A 17294-nucleotide genomic window follows, 5' to 3' on the forward strand; every position below is an offset into this window, starting at 1 on the left:
TTCAATGGGTATTATTAGTACGCTCTCGCGTCACTTCCTTCCACGTAGTTAATGAAGGCTTTGTTTACCACCTTATTACCACCTGGTGTTGGATAGTTTCCTGTAAAGTACCAATCTCCAAGGTTATTCGGACAAGCCTTATGTAAGTTTTCTACCGATTGGTAAATCACCTCAACTTCTGCCTTGATATTTACAGGTTTTAATAATTCTGAAATTTTCTGAGAGATTTGAGTATCTGTAAACGGCTCGTAAATCTCTTTTACGTAGTTCTTCACGTGTTCTTTTGGAATAGACTCTTGCTCTTTACATTTCTGGTACACCTCTGTAATGATGTGTCCCATACTGTTTTCTTTCAACAAGGCGATAGCAGCTTCGAAAGCAATGAAATCTTTCATTCTTGCCATGTCTATACCGTAACAATCTGGATATCTAATTTGTGGAGCTGAAGATACAACTACAATCTTCTTAGGCTCCAATCTATCTAAGATTCTAAAGATACTTTGCTTCAAGGTAGTACCTCTTACAATACTATCATCTATCACTACTAAGTTATCTTTCCCTCTTACAACTGTTCCGTAAGTAATGTCGTAAACGTGGGCCACCATATCGTCTCTTGCATCATCTTGAGTGATGAAAGTTCTCAATTTGGCATCTTTAATAGCGATTTTCTCAATACGTGCTCTACGCTTTAATATCTTCTCTAGATCATCTTCATTGTAATCTTTCCCTAATGCTTTAATGGCTTCGAATTTCTCATTGTTCATGTGATCTTCTAAACCTTTGATCATTCCGTAGAACGACATTTCAGCTGTATTAGGAATGAAAGAGAAAACAGAGTTATCTAAATCACCACCAATTGAGTCTATTACTTGAGGAACTACTAAGTCACCCAACATTTTACGCTCTCTGTAGATATCGTAATCGTTACCTCTTGAGAAGTAAATGCGCTCAAATGAACAAGCTTTACGCTCGTGTGGTGCATTAATTTCTACTTCACTCACCTCACCTGCTTTCTTGATAATTAAAGCATGACCAGGAGTTAATTCTTTGATATCCTCTTTCTTCAAGTTGAAAGCGGTTTGGATAACTGGACGTTCAGATGCAACAACACAAACCTCATCATCTTCGTACCAGAATGCCGGACGAATTCCTGATGGATCTCTCAATACAAATGCATCTCCATGTCCGAACAAACCAGACATTGCGTAACCACCATCCCAATCTTCAGAAGCTTTCTTCAAGATTTTAGGAATATCTAAACTTTGTGCAATTTTTGAGTAAACCTCTTGGTTAGAATAACCTTGAGCTTTCAAAGATTTGAACATATCCTCGTTTTCTACATCTAAGAAATGTCCAATTTTCTCCAATACTGTAACCGTATCAGAAACTTCTTTCGGGTGCTGACCAATTCCTAACAACACATCAAACAACTCGTGAACGTTAGTTAAGTTGAAGTTACCTGCAACCACCAAGTTTCTTGTAATCCAGTTGTTTTGACGAAGGAAAGGGTGACAGCTTTCTATGCTATTTCTACCAAAAGTACCGTATCTTAAGTGACCTAAAAAGAGTTCACCTGTAAATCCAGCGTTTTTCTTTAAGTAGTTTACGTCTTTTAATAACTCAGGATTTTCGTCCTCGATTTCCTGAAATCTCGCGTTAATCGAACTGAAAATGTCCTGAATAGGTTTTGAATCTATAGAACGCCTACGAGAGATGTAACGCTCTCCTGGATCCATATCGAACTTAATGTTCGCAACTCCGGCTCCATCTTGCCCTCTGTTGTGCTGCTTTTCCATCAACAAATACAATTTGTTAATTCCATAAAAAGCAGTTCCGTATTTTTCTAAATAATACTCTAATGGTTTCTTAAGTCTCAGAAGTGCAATTCCACACTCGTGTTTGATAGCATCACTCATTGATTCGCAACATTTTTTTTGCAAATTTAAGCTTATATTTTTTATTGCACCTCATCATCTATGTCTCCATTTAATATTTCATCATTTTAGGCAACTTCCTTACCTATTTTCAGTCTAATAAATAACACAAAATGAAAGTACTACGACGGTACTGGTTTTTGGCACAAAAAATGTTTAATTTTAATGACTTGAAACTCCTTACTTTCATATTGACCACATGTTTCATCGTGCTGTTTTCAACAGGACAGGAAAACCCATGGATACATCCAAACAAAGGTCAATGGGAAAACAATATTCTTTACAAAGTTGAACTTTCAGCAGGAGCAATGTTTATTGAAAAGGACGCCTTCACTTATGTTTTTACGAATTACAAAGGAAGACATGACCATGACGGAGAAGAGCATGCGCATCAACACGAGGAAGATGTGAAATTTCATGCTATGAAATCTACCTTTTTAAATTCATCGTGGAAGGGTGAAGTCATAGAAAAAGATAGTTCAGATTTTTACAGAAATTACATCATTGGAAACGATTCCTCTCAATGGCAAAGTAATCTACATGCCTATCGCTCCATTACCTTAAAAGATTTTTACCCCAACATAGATTTACTTTTAGAGAGTAAAGAAGAACAACTCAAATACTCCTTCATTGTTCATCCAGGAGGAAACCCAGATAAAATCATCATTGAACACGAAGGAGAAGACAAACTTTTCCTTGATGAAGAAAACAACCTTCACCACCAAAGCTCATTAGGTAATTTAATGGAATCAAAGCCCATCTCTTACCTACTCTTAGGCGATACAAAGAAAGAAATAAGCTCTTCTTACCAACTTACGGGAAATAAAACCAAATTCTTAATACCTGATTACGATCCAAATCAAACACTTATCATTGACCCATTTCTTACTTTCAGTTCTTTTACGGGGTCTACTGCAGACAATTGGGGATTTACAGCCACTCCCGATAAAAATGCCAACCTCATTGCAGGTGGGATAGTAGTAGGGATAGGATACCCCATTTCAACGGGTGCTTATGATGGAACTTTTAACGGAGGTGAAGGATCTATACTTTGGGATGTTGCCATTTCTAAATTCAATTCTAACGGTACAGCACTTTTATACTCAACCTATCTAGGAGGAAGTGGAAATGAAACGGCCCATTCTATTGTAGCCAATTCTGCCGGAGAACTATTTGTGCTCGGTGTTACTTCATCTGCCAATTTCCCGATGGCTGGTACACCTCACCAAAATACATTTAGCGGAGGATCTTTAGTTCAAGAAAACTCCATTCAATTTTCGGGTACAGACATTTACATTGCTCGTTTGAATGCTACGGGTACAAGCTTATTGGCCTCCACTTATATGGGAGGATCTAGTAATGACGGATTAAACACTGGAAATCTTCAATATAATTATGGAGATCAATTTAGGGGTGAAATTACCTTGGATGCTTCAGGGAATGTTTATTTTTCGAGTACAACGCAATCATCTAATTTCCCAACTTTAAATGCTTCTGATAATTCATTGGGTGGTGTGAGAGATGCTGTGGTAGGTAAGTTTAATTCTACGCTTACTAGTTTAATTTGGTCTACCTATTACGGTGGTTCTGGTGATGAAACAGGGAATGCATTGCAAGTATCATCCACAGGAAGTGTTTATTTAACAGGTGGTACTACATCCACTAACTTAACTTTGAATGGTGGTCAATCTACCTCTTTTATTGGAGGGTTAAGCGATGGTTATTTGGTTCGGTTAAATGGAACCAATTCTAACGTTACCGGAGGAACGTATTTAGGTACTACGGATTACGACCAGAGTTTCTTTGTACAAATTGATATGTCCAACAAAATATACGTTTTCGGTCAAACCGAAGGTTCTGTACCGATAACCCCTGGAAAATATGGTGTTGCGAACTCTGGACAGTTCATTATGCGCTTTTCGGAGAATTTGGCGAACAAAGAATGGCAAACCTCTGTGGGTTCTGGAAGTGGAACCGTTGAAATTTCACCTACTGCCTTCTTGGTTTCTGACTGTAATGAAATTTATTATGCGGGTTGGGGAGGAACATTAAACAACCAATTTGGCCAAGCTACGGGTAGTTCAACCTTAAATTTCCCTACTACAACGGGGGCGTATCAAACCACCACAAATGGGAATAACTTTTACATTGGCGTGTTGGGTCCGAATGGCGTTGGTTTAGATTATGCTACTTTCATTGGTGGTACAACAGGTCCTAATAATCACGTGGATGGTGGAACAAGTCGATTTGATAAAGGAGGAAGAATTTACCATGCCGTTTGTGGAGGATGTGGAGGAAATGCTACAGGTTTCACAACTACGCCAGGTGTTGTATCTCCTACTAATCAAAGTTCTAATTGTAATTTAGCAGCCTTTAAATTTGACCTTGGAAGTATACAATCTGCATTGAGTGCACCCAACCCTTATGTTTGTATACCGAATCCCGTAACCTTTCAAAATGCTTCCAATAATGGGAACTCTTATTTTTGGGATTTTGGGGATGGAAATACTTCAACACAATTTGCCCCAACGCATACCTATAACACACCTGGATCTTACCAAGTAATGCTCGTGGTAAGTGACAGCAATGGTTGTTTCCAAGATGATACAGCTTACTTTGATTTAGATGCATTTTTATTTCAAGGTGCAATTACACAACCGCCTTCTGCAATTTGTCCGGGTGATAGTATACAACTAGAGGCTTCTGGAGGAATAAATTACAGTTGGTCACCCGCTCAATTTTTAGACGACCCGAATAGTCCTACCCCCACTGCTAGCGTAACACAAAACACCACATTTACAGTAATTGTATCCGATTCTTGTGGGTCTGACACACTTTCTGTACTTGTTGAAGTTTATGACGTAAACACCAACAGCTCTCAGGATACTATGCTCTGTTTGGGTCAAAGTGCTCAATTATGGGCGTCTGGTGGAGTTGCTTATAGTTGGAGTCCATCGAACAGTTTAAATGTGAACAACCAAGCCAATGTAACGGCCACACCAACTGTTACTACAACTTATATAATAGAAATCACCACGGCCGACGGTTGTGTTATTGAGGAAGAGATTTTTGTAGAAGTATTCAACAATGTACCCACTCCCGTTTTACCAGACACTGTTCCTTTGTGTAAAAATTCTAGTACAACCATAACGGCAAGCGGTGGAACGAGCTATATATGGTCTCCACCTACAGGGCTAAATTCAACTACAACAGCTTCTGTGATATGTTCAGTATTGAATGATCAAATGTATACGGTTGGATTCACCAATGCTTGTGGTACTGTTTATGACTCTGTATTCGTGGATGTAATCGTGGTAGATGCGCAAGCTGGAAATGACACCATTATTTGTCCGGGCGACACAGCCTTTGTCTGGGCTTCTGGAGGGGTTGACTACAGTTGGAAACCTTCTGCATATACCTTTAATCCAGGAGTTGCAAACACCTTTGTATATCCGCCTACAGCCAGCATATTCACCGTAGAAGTTACAGATATTAATGGTTGTGTAGATACGGCAAACGTTTTCATTAATCATTATCCAACCCCTGAGGTATTGACCAATGAAGATCAGTATGGTTTCATCGGAGATGCCTTTGATTTAATTGCAACGGGTAACAGTGCTGGAGGAAGTTATCAATGGACGCCTGCCGAAACCGTTGATTGCCCTACCTGTCCAACTACTGTAGCTCACCCTGAAAACAGCACTACCTACATTGTTCTATTCACCGATGAAAATGGTTGTCAGGACGATGCAGCGATAAATATCTATTTCGACCCTATCGTTTACGTACCCAATACCTTTACACCCGATAACGATGCCCACAATAACTTCTTTAAGGTTGAAGCATCAAATATTACAGATTTCGAATTACTGATCTTCAACAGATGGGGAGAATTAATTTATAAAATGACAGATCCTAGTGATACATGGGACGGAACCTACAAAGGTGTACTTTGTAAAGATGGAACCTATGTATGGAAGATGACTTATAAGAGTATCAAAGGAGATAAAACCGTTCAAACCGGACATATCAACATCTTAAAATAAAAAAGTCCTCCACTTTCGGGAAGGACTTTAATTATTTCAAATATTCTAACGCGGTTTACTAAACAAAACGTTCATCTATTTCCATTACATGTCCACAGTTATCACATGTTCTATCTTCTTCTGAATTGTAGAACTCTTTAAACCTTGGAAGGAAATCCACTTCTATATTTCTTAAATTGAATTTGTATTCTTTCAGTTGGTGGTTACACTTATCACAGAACCACATCAAACCATCAATTAAATCTGTACCCTCTCTTACTTTCTCTATTACTAATCCTACAGTATTTGCTGGACGAATAGGGTTGTGAGGAATATTACCCGGTAACAAGAAAATTTCACCTTCATTAATTGTAATATCTTTCGACTGACCATCCTCTTGAATCTTCACTGTAATACTTCCTTCTATTTGATAGAAAAGCTCCTCAGACTCGTTGTAGTGGTAATCCTTTCTTGCGTTAGGACCTCCCACTATCATTACAATAAAATCTCCTGCTTCTACATATAAATTTTTGTTCCCAACTGGTGGTTTTAACAAATCTCTATTTTCTTCTATCCACTTATGTAAATTGAAAGGTTTTTTCATCTTTTTCAAAAAATTGATTGCGTGCTAAATGTAAAGAAAACTTAAGGATTTCACCAATATATGGGAAAATATACGCACAAAAAAAGGGAAGAATGTTCATTCTTCCCTTTTTTGAATTAACCTGTAAATTATTTTACTACAACTTTAAATGTAGCTGTTTTATTAGCGTTAGCAACCGTTAACATATACATTCCTTCCGTTACAGAAGAAAGGTCTAATTTCACAGCGTTACCTGCCATTAAAACAGAAGAAGACTTTAATACAACTCTTCCATTAAGATCCATTAAAAGAATCTCCATGTCCTCGTGTTCTGTATTAGAAACTATGTTCAATACATCTGACGCAGGGTTAGGATAAACTTCTAACGCACCGTTTTCAAATCCATCCATACTTAAGTAATCACAAGTTGGATTAACAACTACAACAACAGTTGCTGTATCGTTCGGACAAACTCCGTTTCCAACAACGTAGTCGTAGTTAAATTGACCTGGGAAACTTGGAGCCACTGGTAAACCGGTAATTTCATTATCCTGAGGATCAAACCAAGTACCATCAATATTGATATCACCAGAAAGTGCATCCGTTAAGATTAAAGGATTATTCTTACATACCTCAATAGATCCGTTTATTCCAGCAAAAGCTTGTTCAAATAATTCAACATCTACAACTGTAGTATCTACGTAACAACCATACTCCACTTTGTGCTCAAATTGGTAAGTTCCATTAGAAACTAAAGAAGTTGCAAAAGCATTGGTGTACAACTGATTTGTACCTGATAAATCTGTCCATGTTGAGTTGATCATATCGTTACCGTTGATCGTTCCGTAAAGATCTAGAGTGTCTCCTTGACAAACTTGGATAGCACCTAAAACATCACCTGCAGAGAAATCCACCTCAGTTAAACGTAATGAATAATAACCTGGAGAAGTATATTGTGTATTTGAAAAGTGACCTAAATAGTAAGTATTTCCAGGTGTTAATCCACACATAACCCAGTTGGTTACCGAACCTGTACCTTCATTCAATGCATCTAAATCATTTGCTCCAATAAGGTTGTAAGTGCTTGTATCACTACAGTCAGAAATTTCATAAACTGCAGTTTTTCCAGCATAACCATAATCCGCCCCTGAAATTCTAACATTTCCACTGGCAGGAGCTTCAAAAGTAAACCATGTAGATTTTGAAGGTTGTGGTTGTATCCATGAACCTGTAGCACTTCCTGGCTGTGGAATAAAATATATATCCATTGGTCCTGTAGTTGCACCAATGTTTGTAAACACGTTTACTTGGTCATCCACTTGAATGTGCTCTGCATAACAAATAGTGTCATTTAATAAAGGACTTAAGGTTACAATTGGACCAAAGAATAAACTCGTGTCTCCACTCGTACATTGAGCCTGTACGTAAACATCGTAAACGGTTCCATTTAATATATTTGGATCCACGATGGTATCAGTCAAGTTTCCATCAACATTTGTTATGGTACCAGCGTAAGGGCTTTGTCCATTCATTGTTAATGAAACATTATAGCTATCAATTACTGCAGATGCGTTCGTTGAGATCCAGTTCCAGTTCGCTACCAAGGTATCTACCATCATACCCGTAGATAATCCGAATGGAGTAGCACAAATTGGGGCTGACTGTACGTGAATATCTCTACCTGTTGAAGCCGTAGTACCACAATCTGCGTAAACGTAAAATTGGTAATCTGTTAACTGAGTTAATCCTGTTATTGTGGCAGCATTCGTGTTCACAGACATAGTTCCCATACCATTACCTGGTAAGAATCCTTCTAATCCCCATTCAACCGTAAAAGAAGTTGATGAACTTAAACCGTTAGACCATGATAAAGCTATCTGGTCGTCTAGGTTTTGAGTAACTGTAATATTCTCAACATTTGGACAGTCTGTATAAAAATATCGAATGGTATTGTGATGCATTAAAACCTGATCATCATTAAAAGATACCTCTTGAATTGAGTTTGGTCCAACCCAACCCATAGTAGCCTCAGCACCAAAATCCGCAAATGAAGCAGCACCTCCGAATTCAACGTCATCATAAACCACATAAATTTCTTGCGTAGCCTCGAAGAATTGAACCTGGAAATCAATTGATTCACCTGGTATAGAAGGAGTATAGTCTCTATCATTATAGGTAACGATCAAAACTCTGTTTGGAGCACTTCCTACTTCTTTCAAATAAAAACTACCATTGTTTAACTTATCCCAAAAAGGATAAACACCTACATCATTTGAAGTAGTTAAAGCCGTATTATTTACACCAATACCACTTGTTTCATGTCCAAAAAATATAGCACCGTTTTCACTAATTGAAATTTCATCATATGCGATTCCTTGTACAAACAAAGGCCAAGTTAATGTATGATTATTATTCAGGTTATTGTTTACATATATTTCATTTACCGGCTGAACAATATCAACATACCCTAGTGGTGACGCTTGAAAGTCATAATCCAAGTAATCACCTACATCATAAGTATGGAAAACAACAACATTTGAGTAATCTGAGGTATCTCCAGGAGCACATATTCTTCTTACGCGCGCCTTAAAAAATTGATTAGATGGTATAGAACTTAAAGTACCTGTTGTTGCTCCGTTAACAACCACAGAACCCAATACATCCGATATGTCATGGAAAGAACTGTATTCCACAATGTAATCACCGGCTGTTCCTGTAAATTCTGTCCATGAAAAATCAGCGGTGCTTGCTGTTGACCCTGTAAACTGAAGCTCTAACGGTTCTAAACAATATGTATCAACATCTAATACTTCTATATCATCTAATGCTATTTGGTTTCTTTGTGGAGCTAAAGGTGAAGCTCCTTTGTTCGCCAAAAATCTAAATCTTACAAGATTCGTATTGTACACGTAAGCACTTAAATCGTAAACAAAAGGTTTGAACTCATAACCATAATCACCCGAAAGTAAGTCCACTGGAACGTATGCAGTACCGTCAAAAAACTCTACTGAAATGGTATTTGGTAAAGGTATTGATGAGTTAGGAAAATAAGACCTTAACCAAAAACGTAGTGTAGGAGTTGTTAGGTTTGCAACATTGATCTCTGGACTTTCTAATATGACATTTGAAGCCTGATAATTTGGATAGAAGTAAATAAAATCCTCATTAGAAACACCTGTCGTGTGATCATAGGTAGGGTTCATATCTCCAAGCATATAACCCGGAGTCAACCAACTTCCACCTGCAGTTGATGTTTGGGTCCAACAGCTAGGGATACCGTTGGAGAAATCTTCTAGCCATGGTGCAGTTTGAACACACTGACTATGAAGACTGCTAGATGTTATGAAAACCATAACAATCATTAATAATTTATTCTTCATACGTTAATAATTTTAAAACATGCAAATGAAGCAATAAGCCCTGAAACACGGGGGTAAACAAATGGTAAACAAGGTGATTACCAGACATCTATAAAGAGACTTAACTTGTGTTCTTAGAAAGTTAGAAAAACGACACCATCATTATTATGCACGCCTAGCACACCTATAAATCAAGGAATTATACAACCTACAACTAACTATTTAGATTGTACTCCTAATCTAAAACTCTTGATCCCTTTATAATTCTTTAAGGCAAAAAAAAGAGGGAAACTTTACGTTTCCCTCCTACCATATTATAATTAACTAAGGCTAAATTATTCAACAATTACCTTAATATTAGCTATAGAGCTATCGTTGTACAACCTAAATATGTACATACCTTTTGTTAGCGTATCAACTTGAACCGTGTTGCTTTCTTCTTGGTTCAAGAAGTTATCTTCTGAATAAACAACTCTTCCGTTTACATCGATAATTTGCAAGTTAAACTTGTCTTGTCCTGCAGTAGAACGAACAGTTACTTGTCCATTAGCTGGGTTAGGATAAACCTCCAAAGCACCTGCTTCTAACTCCTCTAAACCTAAGAAGTCACAAGAACCACTAACCACAACTACAACCAATGCCGTATCATTTGGACAAACGCCATTTCCAGCAATGTAATCATAGTTGAATTGACCAGGAATATACCCTACTGAAGGAATAACACTAGTTACAAGATTATTTTGAGGATCATACCAATCACCTCCTAAATCAACGTTTCCAGAAACACCACTGTAAAGATTAATCGGCTGATTTTTACAAGCGTTAATTACGCCGTCTGCACCTGCTGAAGAAGCTTTGAATATCTCAACAGTAGCAACAACAGTATCCACTGCACAACCGTACTTCACTTCATACTCGAAATCATAGCTTGTTGTTGCAAGAAAACTTGAAGTAAACAATGAATCATTGACAATTTTCCCCGTTCCCTGAAGGTCTATCCAAGATCCGTGTTCAACATCATTTCCAGAAATCGTATTGAATAAGTTTACAGTGTCACCAGAACATACGTTAAATGTTGGTCCAGCTACACCTGCATTTACAACCACCTCAGACAATCGTACAGAGAAAATACCTGTAGATGAAGTTGCCGATGAAGTTGAATGAACCAAGTAATATGTTGCACCCGGTGTTAATCCACAGGTAACAAATTCAGGAGCAGAAGAGTTTTGCCCCAACATTGCATTGTCATTCGCAGAAATTAAAGTGTACTGAGAAAAGTCTGAACAATCAGTAGTAGAGTAAACGGCTGCTTTCGCTGCGAAAACATCATCTCTACAAGAAATTTTTACTTGACCAGATGCTGGAGCTACAAATGAGAACCATAAAGATTGGTGGATACCAGAAGTACCCCATCCCATATCATCATTATAGTTGGTTACTGGAGGAGCAATTGTACCTTCATCCACTTGTACAGACGCACCTGCATTTGTGAAGTAATACGCCTCGTTGTTCACAGGTAATTCTTGTGCTTCACAAACACTATCATTGGCTTTATCTGCAATTACAGTTAAAGGACCAACCCAAGCACTTGTATCATTTGTTCCACACACCGCTTGCATGTAAACATGGTAAACACCACTTGAAAGAATAGTTGGGTCTACGATTTCTTCTGACATAGTTGATAAGTTTGTAGAGTTTACAAAATTACCTGCGTAAAAATCTGAATTAATTTGACCGTATCTGATATTGAAAGAAGCAGCAGTAGAACTTGATCCATTACTCATCCAATTCCAGTTTGGAGTAATCGTATCTACAGCCACATCCACAAAAACTCCAAATGGCTCTGCACACGTTGTTGAAGTTTCAAATACCTCACTAATACCTGAAGAAGATAAACTTGAACTACAATCTGCATAAACATACACTTCGTATTCCGTTTGTTCTGTAAGGTTGGTAATGGTATATACGTTCGTTGTTGACGTAGCCGTTCCTATTCCACTTCCTGGCGTGAAACCTGGTAACCCCCATTCTATGGTCCAGTTTGATTCATTTCCTAAACCAGCATTCCAAGTAACCGTTAATTCATTAGGTAAGTGACTTATATTGGTAATATTAGACACCTTCGGACAATCTGTATTGAAGAAGTGAACACAAGAGTTGTTTTGCAAGTACTCGTTACTGTTCATAGAAACTTCAAGGTCTCTAATATCTCCTCGAATTCCAATTTCTGCATCTTTACCGAAGTCGTAACTTGGGTTTCCAAAATCAACATCATCATATACATACCAAAAATCCTGTGTAGCTTCATCTATGATAATTTCGAAAGTTACAGGGTTAACATTGGAAGTACCTGGGAAATGTGGTCTATCTTTCCATAAGATTACTAACTGTCGGTTGGGTGCTGTTCCTAATACTTGTGTAAATACACCCGGTACATTTGCACCGTTTATTTCAGCGTCTAAATCCTGAATAAACGGGAACATACCGTTTGCAATTGAGGTTTGCATGTAAGATAAAACACCTGATGTTGTATTGTTAATCAATACACCTCCATTGTTACCAATTCTTAAACTAGTAACTAAGTTACCTTGGTAAAAGAATGGGAAAGGCATGGTCAAGTTATGCTCATCATCATCACCTAAAAGCAAATCAGTTCCAGTACTAGAAATATCAATAAAACCTGTTGTAGGACAAAGTTCATCCCATTCCATGAATTGACCTAAATCAAAAGTATTCCCTTCTACAGGTCCCATGTAAGCAGATGTATCACCTGCACCACAAATCGAGCGGATATAAAAATCATACACTCCTTGATGCGCTAAACCAGTTACAGTTTGAGAGGTAGCAGAAGTTGGTGTAAAATTGGTTCCTGTTCCCGGAGTAAAACCTACACTTCCGTATTCTACGATGTATTGAGCGGCAGTATTTGTTGCAGACCAATTCAAATCAACAGAAGTTGCTCCTTCACCTACAAGGTTTAAACCATAAGTTGGGTTACACCCTGTTCCACCAGAAACGTCGATAGAAAAATCAACCATAGAACCATAAGTAAAACCTCCACAAGGGTTAACCGGTAATGCTCCTCCTCGTTTTTGAACTACTCTCATTCTCACCAATCCATTTACTGAATTTGAAGGAATAGTTAAAGAGAAACTTGGTGTATAGGGGAAAGTTCCCGCCCACTCATCAATCTTTTCAGTATCCTGAAAAATGTAATCTCCATTCCAGTCTACCCAAGCAGTTACTAAACCAGCGTTAATTGCTGTACCACAAGTTCCAAAAACGGCATCAAACTGGTAAGAATTCCCTGCAGTAACATCGGCGATAGTACTTGTTAAATCTTGTACACCTGTTACCCCTGGACAGTTTCCTGAATAATTGATTGATAAGTTGTCACCTGTCAAGTTTAAACTTTGTAAATTTTCGTTGAGGGTACTCGACGGACCACCTCCACAAAATTGGGCATAGGACATACCCGTTGAGACCGTTGCGAGCACGGCCACCTTAAGTTTGTTAATCATGAGTTTATTTTTAGTCGCCGCAAAAGTAATTAAATCTTCCGGCAAGAGGTAATTCAAGCTTAGTAAATGCCACATCAACCCCCCTATTATCACAGGTTTGAACAAAAAAAGGGGAGAACTTAACGTCCTCCCCTTGTATAAAGATCAATGATCTATCAATTACTTGATCACAACTCTAAAGCTGTTTTCAATGTTATTGTTGTATAATTTCAAGATATATACTCCTGTTTCTAAACCATCAACTGGTAAAGTTAAGGCTCCACCTGCAACTAAAGTTTCCTTAGCTGTTGCAACCAATCTTCCGTTAACATCAATAATTTGTGCATTCAAAGCTTCGTGGTTACCTTGAGATGTAATATTCAATACATCAGAAGCTGGGTTAGGGTATACATTGATACCTTCGATTTGTGCATCATCGATTGCTAACCAATCACAAACTCCATCGATAATTACCACTACTAACGCTGTATCATCCGGACAAACACCGTTTCCTGCAACGTAATCATAGTTAAACTGACCCGGGAAGTTTCCTGCCATTGGTAATGGAACTGTAATCGCATTATCTTGAGGATCGTACCAAGTACCACCTAAATCAGCATTACCAGAAAGTCCTGCAGTTAAGTTAATCGGTTGGTTCTTACAAACATTGATAGAACCATCGTTACCTGCACTAGATTCTGGGTAAATTTGAACCTGTGCAATAATAGAGTCAAAAGAACAACCCAATTGAACTCTGTATTCGAAACTGTATACTTGAGCAGCCAATACTGATGTTGCAAAATCGTTATCAGTAACCATTTGCGCAGTATTTGCTAAGTCTATCCAAGAACCGTATTGTACATCATACCCAGTAATTCCGTTAAATAAATCAACTGTATCTCCGATACATGCATCTACAATTCCAGTATTTGTTCCTGCTTCAAAATCCAATGCTGTTAAACGAATAGAGAAGTTATTTTGTGTGTTAGAATTAGAAGAGTGTAACAAGTAGTATGTTTGTCCTGGTGTTAATCCACAAACAACCCATTCTGGGGCAGCTGTGTTACCAAATAACACACCATTGTCATTTGCACCTATCAAGTTATACTGGCTGTAATCACCACAGTTTGAAGTTTCGTAAACTGCCATTTTTCCAGAAAAGTTGATATCAGTACCAGAAATCATAACATCTCCTGATACTGGTGCTGTAAATGTGTACCATGTAGTTCTGTACATGTTTTGGTTACTCCATCCGTCTGTTTCGTTTAAACCAGTTGCTGGAGGTGCAATTGCATTGACTCCTGGATCTAATTGAGCACCGTTGTTGTATAAAATGTAAGGATTACCATCTACTGCTAATTCTTGAGCATAACAAGATGAATCATTATCCATAAATGCTAAGAAGTTGATTGGTCCTGTGTAAACAGATGTATCACCGTTGTTACAAACTGTTTGTACATAGATATCGTAAACTCCTGATGCAATTAAGTTAGGAGCGTAAATAGAATCAAAGAAATCCTGACTTCCAACTGTTGTTTCTGTAGCTGTTGGTCCGTATACATTTTGTCCTGAAGGAACATAAGTAACGTTAAAGTCTGCTGGTAATAATCCAGAACCATTTGGCTGCCAGCTCCATGCTGCATAAACACTATCAATTACAGATGATGCACCGATACCAAAAGGATTAGCACATAAAGGTGCTGTTTGAGTAGTTACAAAAATTCCGTTTGAAGACAATGATGTTGTAGGGTTACAATCTGCGTAAACGTAAAAATCGTAATCTGTTAATTGAGACAATCCTGTAATTGTAGCACTAGTTGTTGTAGTTGTTGTAGTTCCCAATCCACTTCCAGGTGTAAACCCAGCAGGACCCCATTCAACAGTCCAGTTCGTTTCACTTGCGAAACCAGGCGTCCAAGAAATACCTACTTGGTTGTAATCATAAGTGTTCACTTGTATATCTGATACATTAGGACAATCCGTGTAGAAGAATCTTACACAAGAGTTATTCATTAAGTATTCTGTATCATTTACAGAAATAGCGTAATCTTGGTTAGGACCTGAAATACCAATATCTGCATTACCTGCGTAATCATCACTCGCATTTGATCCACCGAAAACTACATCATCGTAAACGTAGAAGATTTCTTGTGTGGCTTCCATAATTTGTAGCTGGAAGTTAACCGTTGGAGAGTTCACGTTACCTGATACGTTACAGATGTTGTGCCAGTGAACAATCAAAGTTCTGTTAGGAGCAGTTCCAACCACTTGCCAGTAAACATTTCCTGTTTCCTCATCTAAAGCATCACCCCATAAGAAGGCCATACCATCAGCAAGTGTAGAGAAATTACCACCTGCACCGATAGCAGCTCCAGCCGTTCCAATTCTAACTCCACCGTTGTTACCTACAGTAATGTCTGTAGCTAAAGTATTTTGAAAAACAATATCAAAAGGAGAAACGATGTTTTCCTCATCGTAATAACCAATGTTTAGATCTGTCCCTGTATTTGAAATGTCAACAAAACCTAAAGGAGAACATCCATTGTCCCAATCCATGTATTGACCTAAACCATACGTATTGAAAGAAACTGGTCCGTAGTAAATAGATGTATCGCCAGGACCACAAATTACTCGGATGTAAGCATCATAAAATGAATTTGAAGTTAAACCAGAGATATTTTGAGTTGTACTAGAAGTAACTGTACCGTAAGTTCCTGAACCTGGGTTAAACCCTTCTGCGCCGTATTCAACTACAAAGTTTGCTCCTGAAGAAACCCATGAAAAATCAGCAGCACTTGTTGTAACCGAATTAATTTGGAAATCAACTACGGGTGAACATTGCGCTGTTTGTGTTACTGGACCTGCAGCTAAAGATGTATCTGCTAAACCTGTACAGTTTTGATAAATGTAAAAATCGTATGAGTTTCCGGCAGTTAAACCAGATACCACTACATCTGTTTGGCCATTAACATTTTGGTATGTTCCTGTACCCGGGGTAAAACCTACTGCTCCGTACTCAACAATATAATCAGAACCTGAACCGTCCCAATCTAAATCAACGGTGTTTGCAGTAGCTCCTGTTGAAGTGAAGTTTGTTGGTGTAAAACAGTATGTTGATCCATCAAAAATCTCAACATCATCAATTAATAAATCATTGTAAAACGCATAGTTGGTTCCGTTACACTCACCTCTTAATCTAAATTTAATGATGTTGGTATTGTAAATATATGGAGTAAGGTCATATAAAATCTCTGACCAATTCGATCCATATTCACCTTGTTCTACACCTACAGTTACCCAGCTCGTACCGTTAAAGGCATCGATGAAAAGTTCGTTAAACGTTCCTAAATTTGAAAGCTGAGTTGGGTTGGTACATGTAGAAATAAACCAATACCTAAGAGAAGGTTGCGCCATTCCCGTCACATCAATCTCTGGGGATTCTAAAATAACTCCAACATCTGCAGTTGTTCCACCCCCTGAAAAATCGATAAAAGCAAAATTAGAATTTAACGTACCATTCGTATGGTCTGAATTGTTATTCGGGTAATAAGGATTTGTTGAAGTCGGGTTAAAATCCCAACCATCTCCAGATGTGACAGAGGTTGTCCAACACGCTGGTGCTGAAGTTCCTGTAAAGGTCTCAATGAAAGGTGCCGTGATAGGACTACATTGAGCACGCAAACCTGCTACAGCCATAACAGCCGCGGAAAGCGCAAGTAATTGTTTTTTCATAGTTTATAGTTTTGAGTATATACGTAATAAGGCGCGCAATTTAATGAATTTTTAACAGAACGGCTAATTTTTGCACGACTAACTCTGTTTATACACTATGCACAACAATTAACTAACTGAATTTTAAGATATTTACGAATACAAAAAAACGGGTGAACCCA

The 17294-nt window shown here is 38.1% G+C and carries 6 protein-coding genes; 1 reads left to right on the forward strand and 5 read right to left on the reverse strand.

Translation table 11 applies throughout. The features are described from left to right. Window positions 1-14 precede the first annotated feature (14 nt). On the reverse strand, window positions 15-1916 hold the full coding sequence (locus BM327_RS11655) for an amidophosphoribosyltransferase (protein ID WP_090250032.1): 1902 nt from the start codon (window positions 1914-1916) through the stop codon (window positions 15-17). A 131-nt stretch (window positions 1917-2047) separates the two neighbouring features. Here BM327_RS11655 and BM327_RS16005 point away from each other — a divergent pair, with 131 nt between their 5' ends. Continuing rightward, entirely contained in the window at window positions 2048-5980 is a 3933-nt protein-coding gene (locus tag BM327_RS16005; RefSeq protein ID WP_090250037.1) for a DUF7948 domain-containing protein, read from the forward strand. A 58-nt stretch (window positions 5981-6038) separates the two neighbouring features. Here the strand turns inward: BM327_RS16005 and BM327_RS11665 are convergent, their stop codons facing one another. From BM327_RS11665 to BM327_RS11680, 4 genes are all read right to left on the reverse strand, one after another. Continuing rightward, complete coding sequence (locus tag BM327_RS11665) at window positions 6039-6563, reverse strand: 3-hydroxyanthranilate 3,4-dioxygenase (protein WP_090250043.1); 525 nt, start codon at window positions 6561-6563, stop codon at window positions 6039-6041. Between the two features lie 128 nt (window positions 6564-6691). Then, window positions 6692-9922: a T9SS type A sorting domain-containing protein gene (locus BM327_RS11670; protein WP_090250048.1), complete on the reverse strand. Its 3231-nt coding sequence runs from the start codon at window positions 9920-9922 to the stop codon at window positions 6692-6694. A 314-nt stretch (window positions 9923-10236) separates the two neighbouring features. Further along, on the reverse strand, window positions 10237-13422 hold the full coding sequence (locus BM327_RS11675) for a GEVED domain-containing protein (protein ID WP_170853751.1): 3186 nt from the start codon (window positions 13420-13422) through the stop codon (window positions 10237-10239). Between the two features lie 159 nt (window positions 13423-13581). Then, window positions 13582-17133 carry a T9SS type A sorting domain-containing protein gene (locus BM327_RS11680; protein ID WP_090250056.1) on the reverse strand — a complete coding sequence of 1184 codons (3552 nt, stop codon included), beginning with the start codon at window positions 17131-17133 and terminating at the stop codon, window positions 13582-13584. Window positions 17134-17294 lie beyond the last annotated feature (161 nt).

This window comes from Lishizhenia tianjinensis (assembly GCF_900116425.1).
In the GTDB taxonomy this organism is placed as follows: Bacteria; Bacteroidota; Bacteroidia; order Flavobacteriales_D; family Crocinitomicaceae; genus Lishizhenia; species Lishizhenia tianjinensis.

What these genes read in the sequence shown, in the direction of transcription:
- BM327_RS11655 (WP_090250032.1), bottom strand. Translation starts at nt 1,916, where the DNA reads ATGAGTGATGCTATCAAACACGAGTGTGGAATTGCACTTCTGAGACTT.
- BM327_RS16005 (WP_090250037.1), top strand. Translation starts at nt 2,048, where the DNA reads ATGAAAGTACTACGACGGTACTGGTTTTTGGCACAAAAAATGTTTAAT.
- BM327_RS11665 (WP_090250043.1), bottom strand. Translation starts at nt 6,563, where the DNA reads ATGAAAAAACCTTTCAATTTACATAAGTGGATAGAAGAAAATAGAGAT.
- BM327_RS11670 (WP_090250048.1), bottom strand. Translation starts at nt 9,922, where the DNA reads ATGAAGAATAAATTATTAATGATTGTTATGGTTTTCATAACATCTAGC.
- BM327_RS11675 (WP_170853751.1), bottom strand. Translation starts at nt 13,422, where the DNA reads ATGATTAACAAACTTAAGGTGGCCGTGCTCGCAACGGTCTCAACGGGT.
- BM327_RS11680 (WP_090250056.1), bottom strand. Translation starts at nt 17,133, where the DNA reads ATGAAAAAACAATTACTTGCGCTTTCCGCGGCTGTTATGGCTGTAGCA.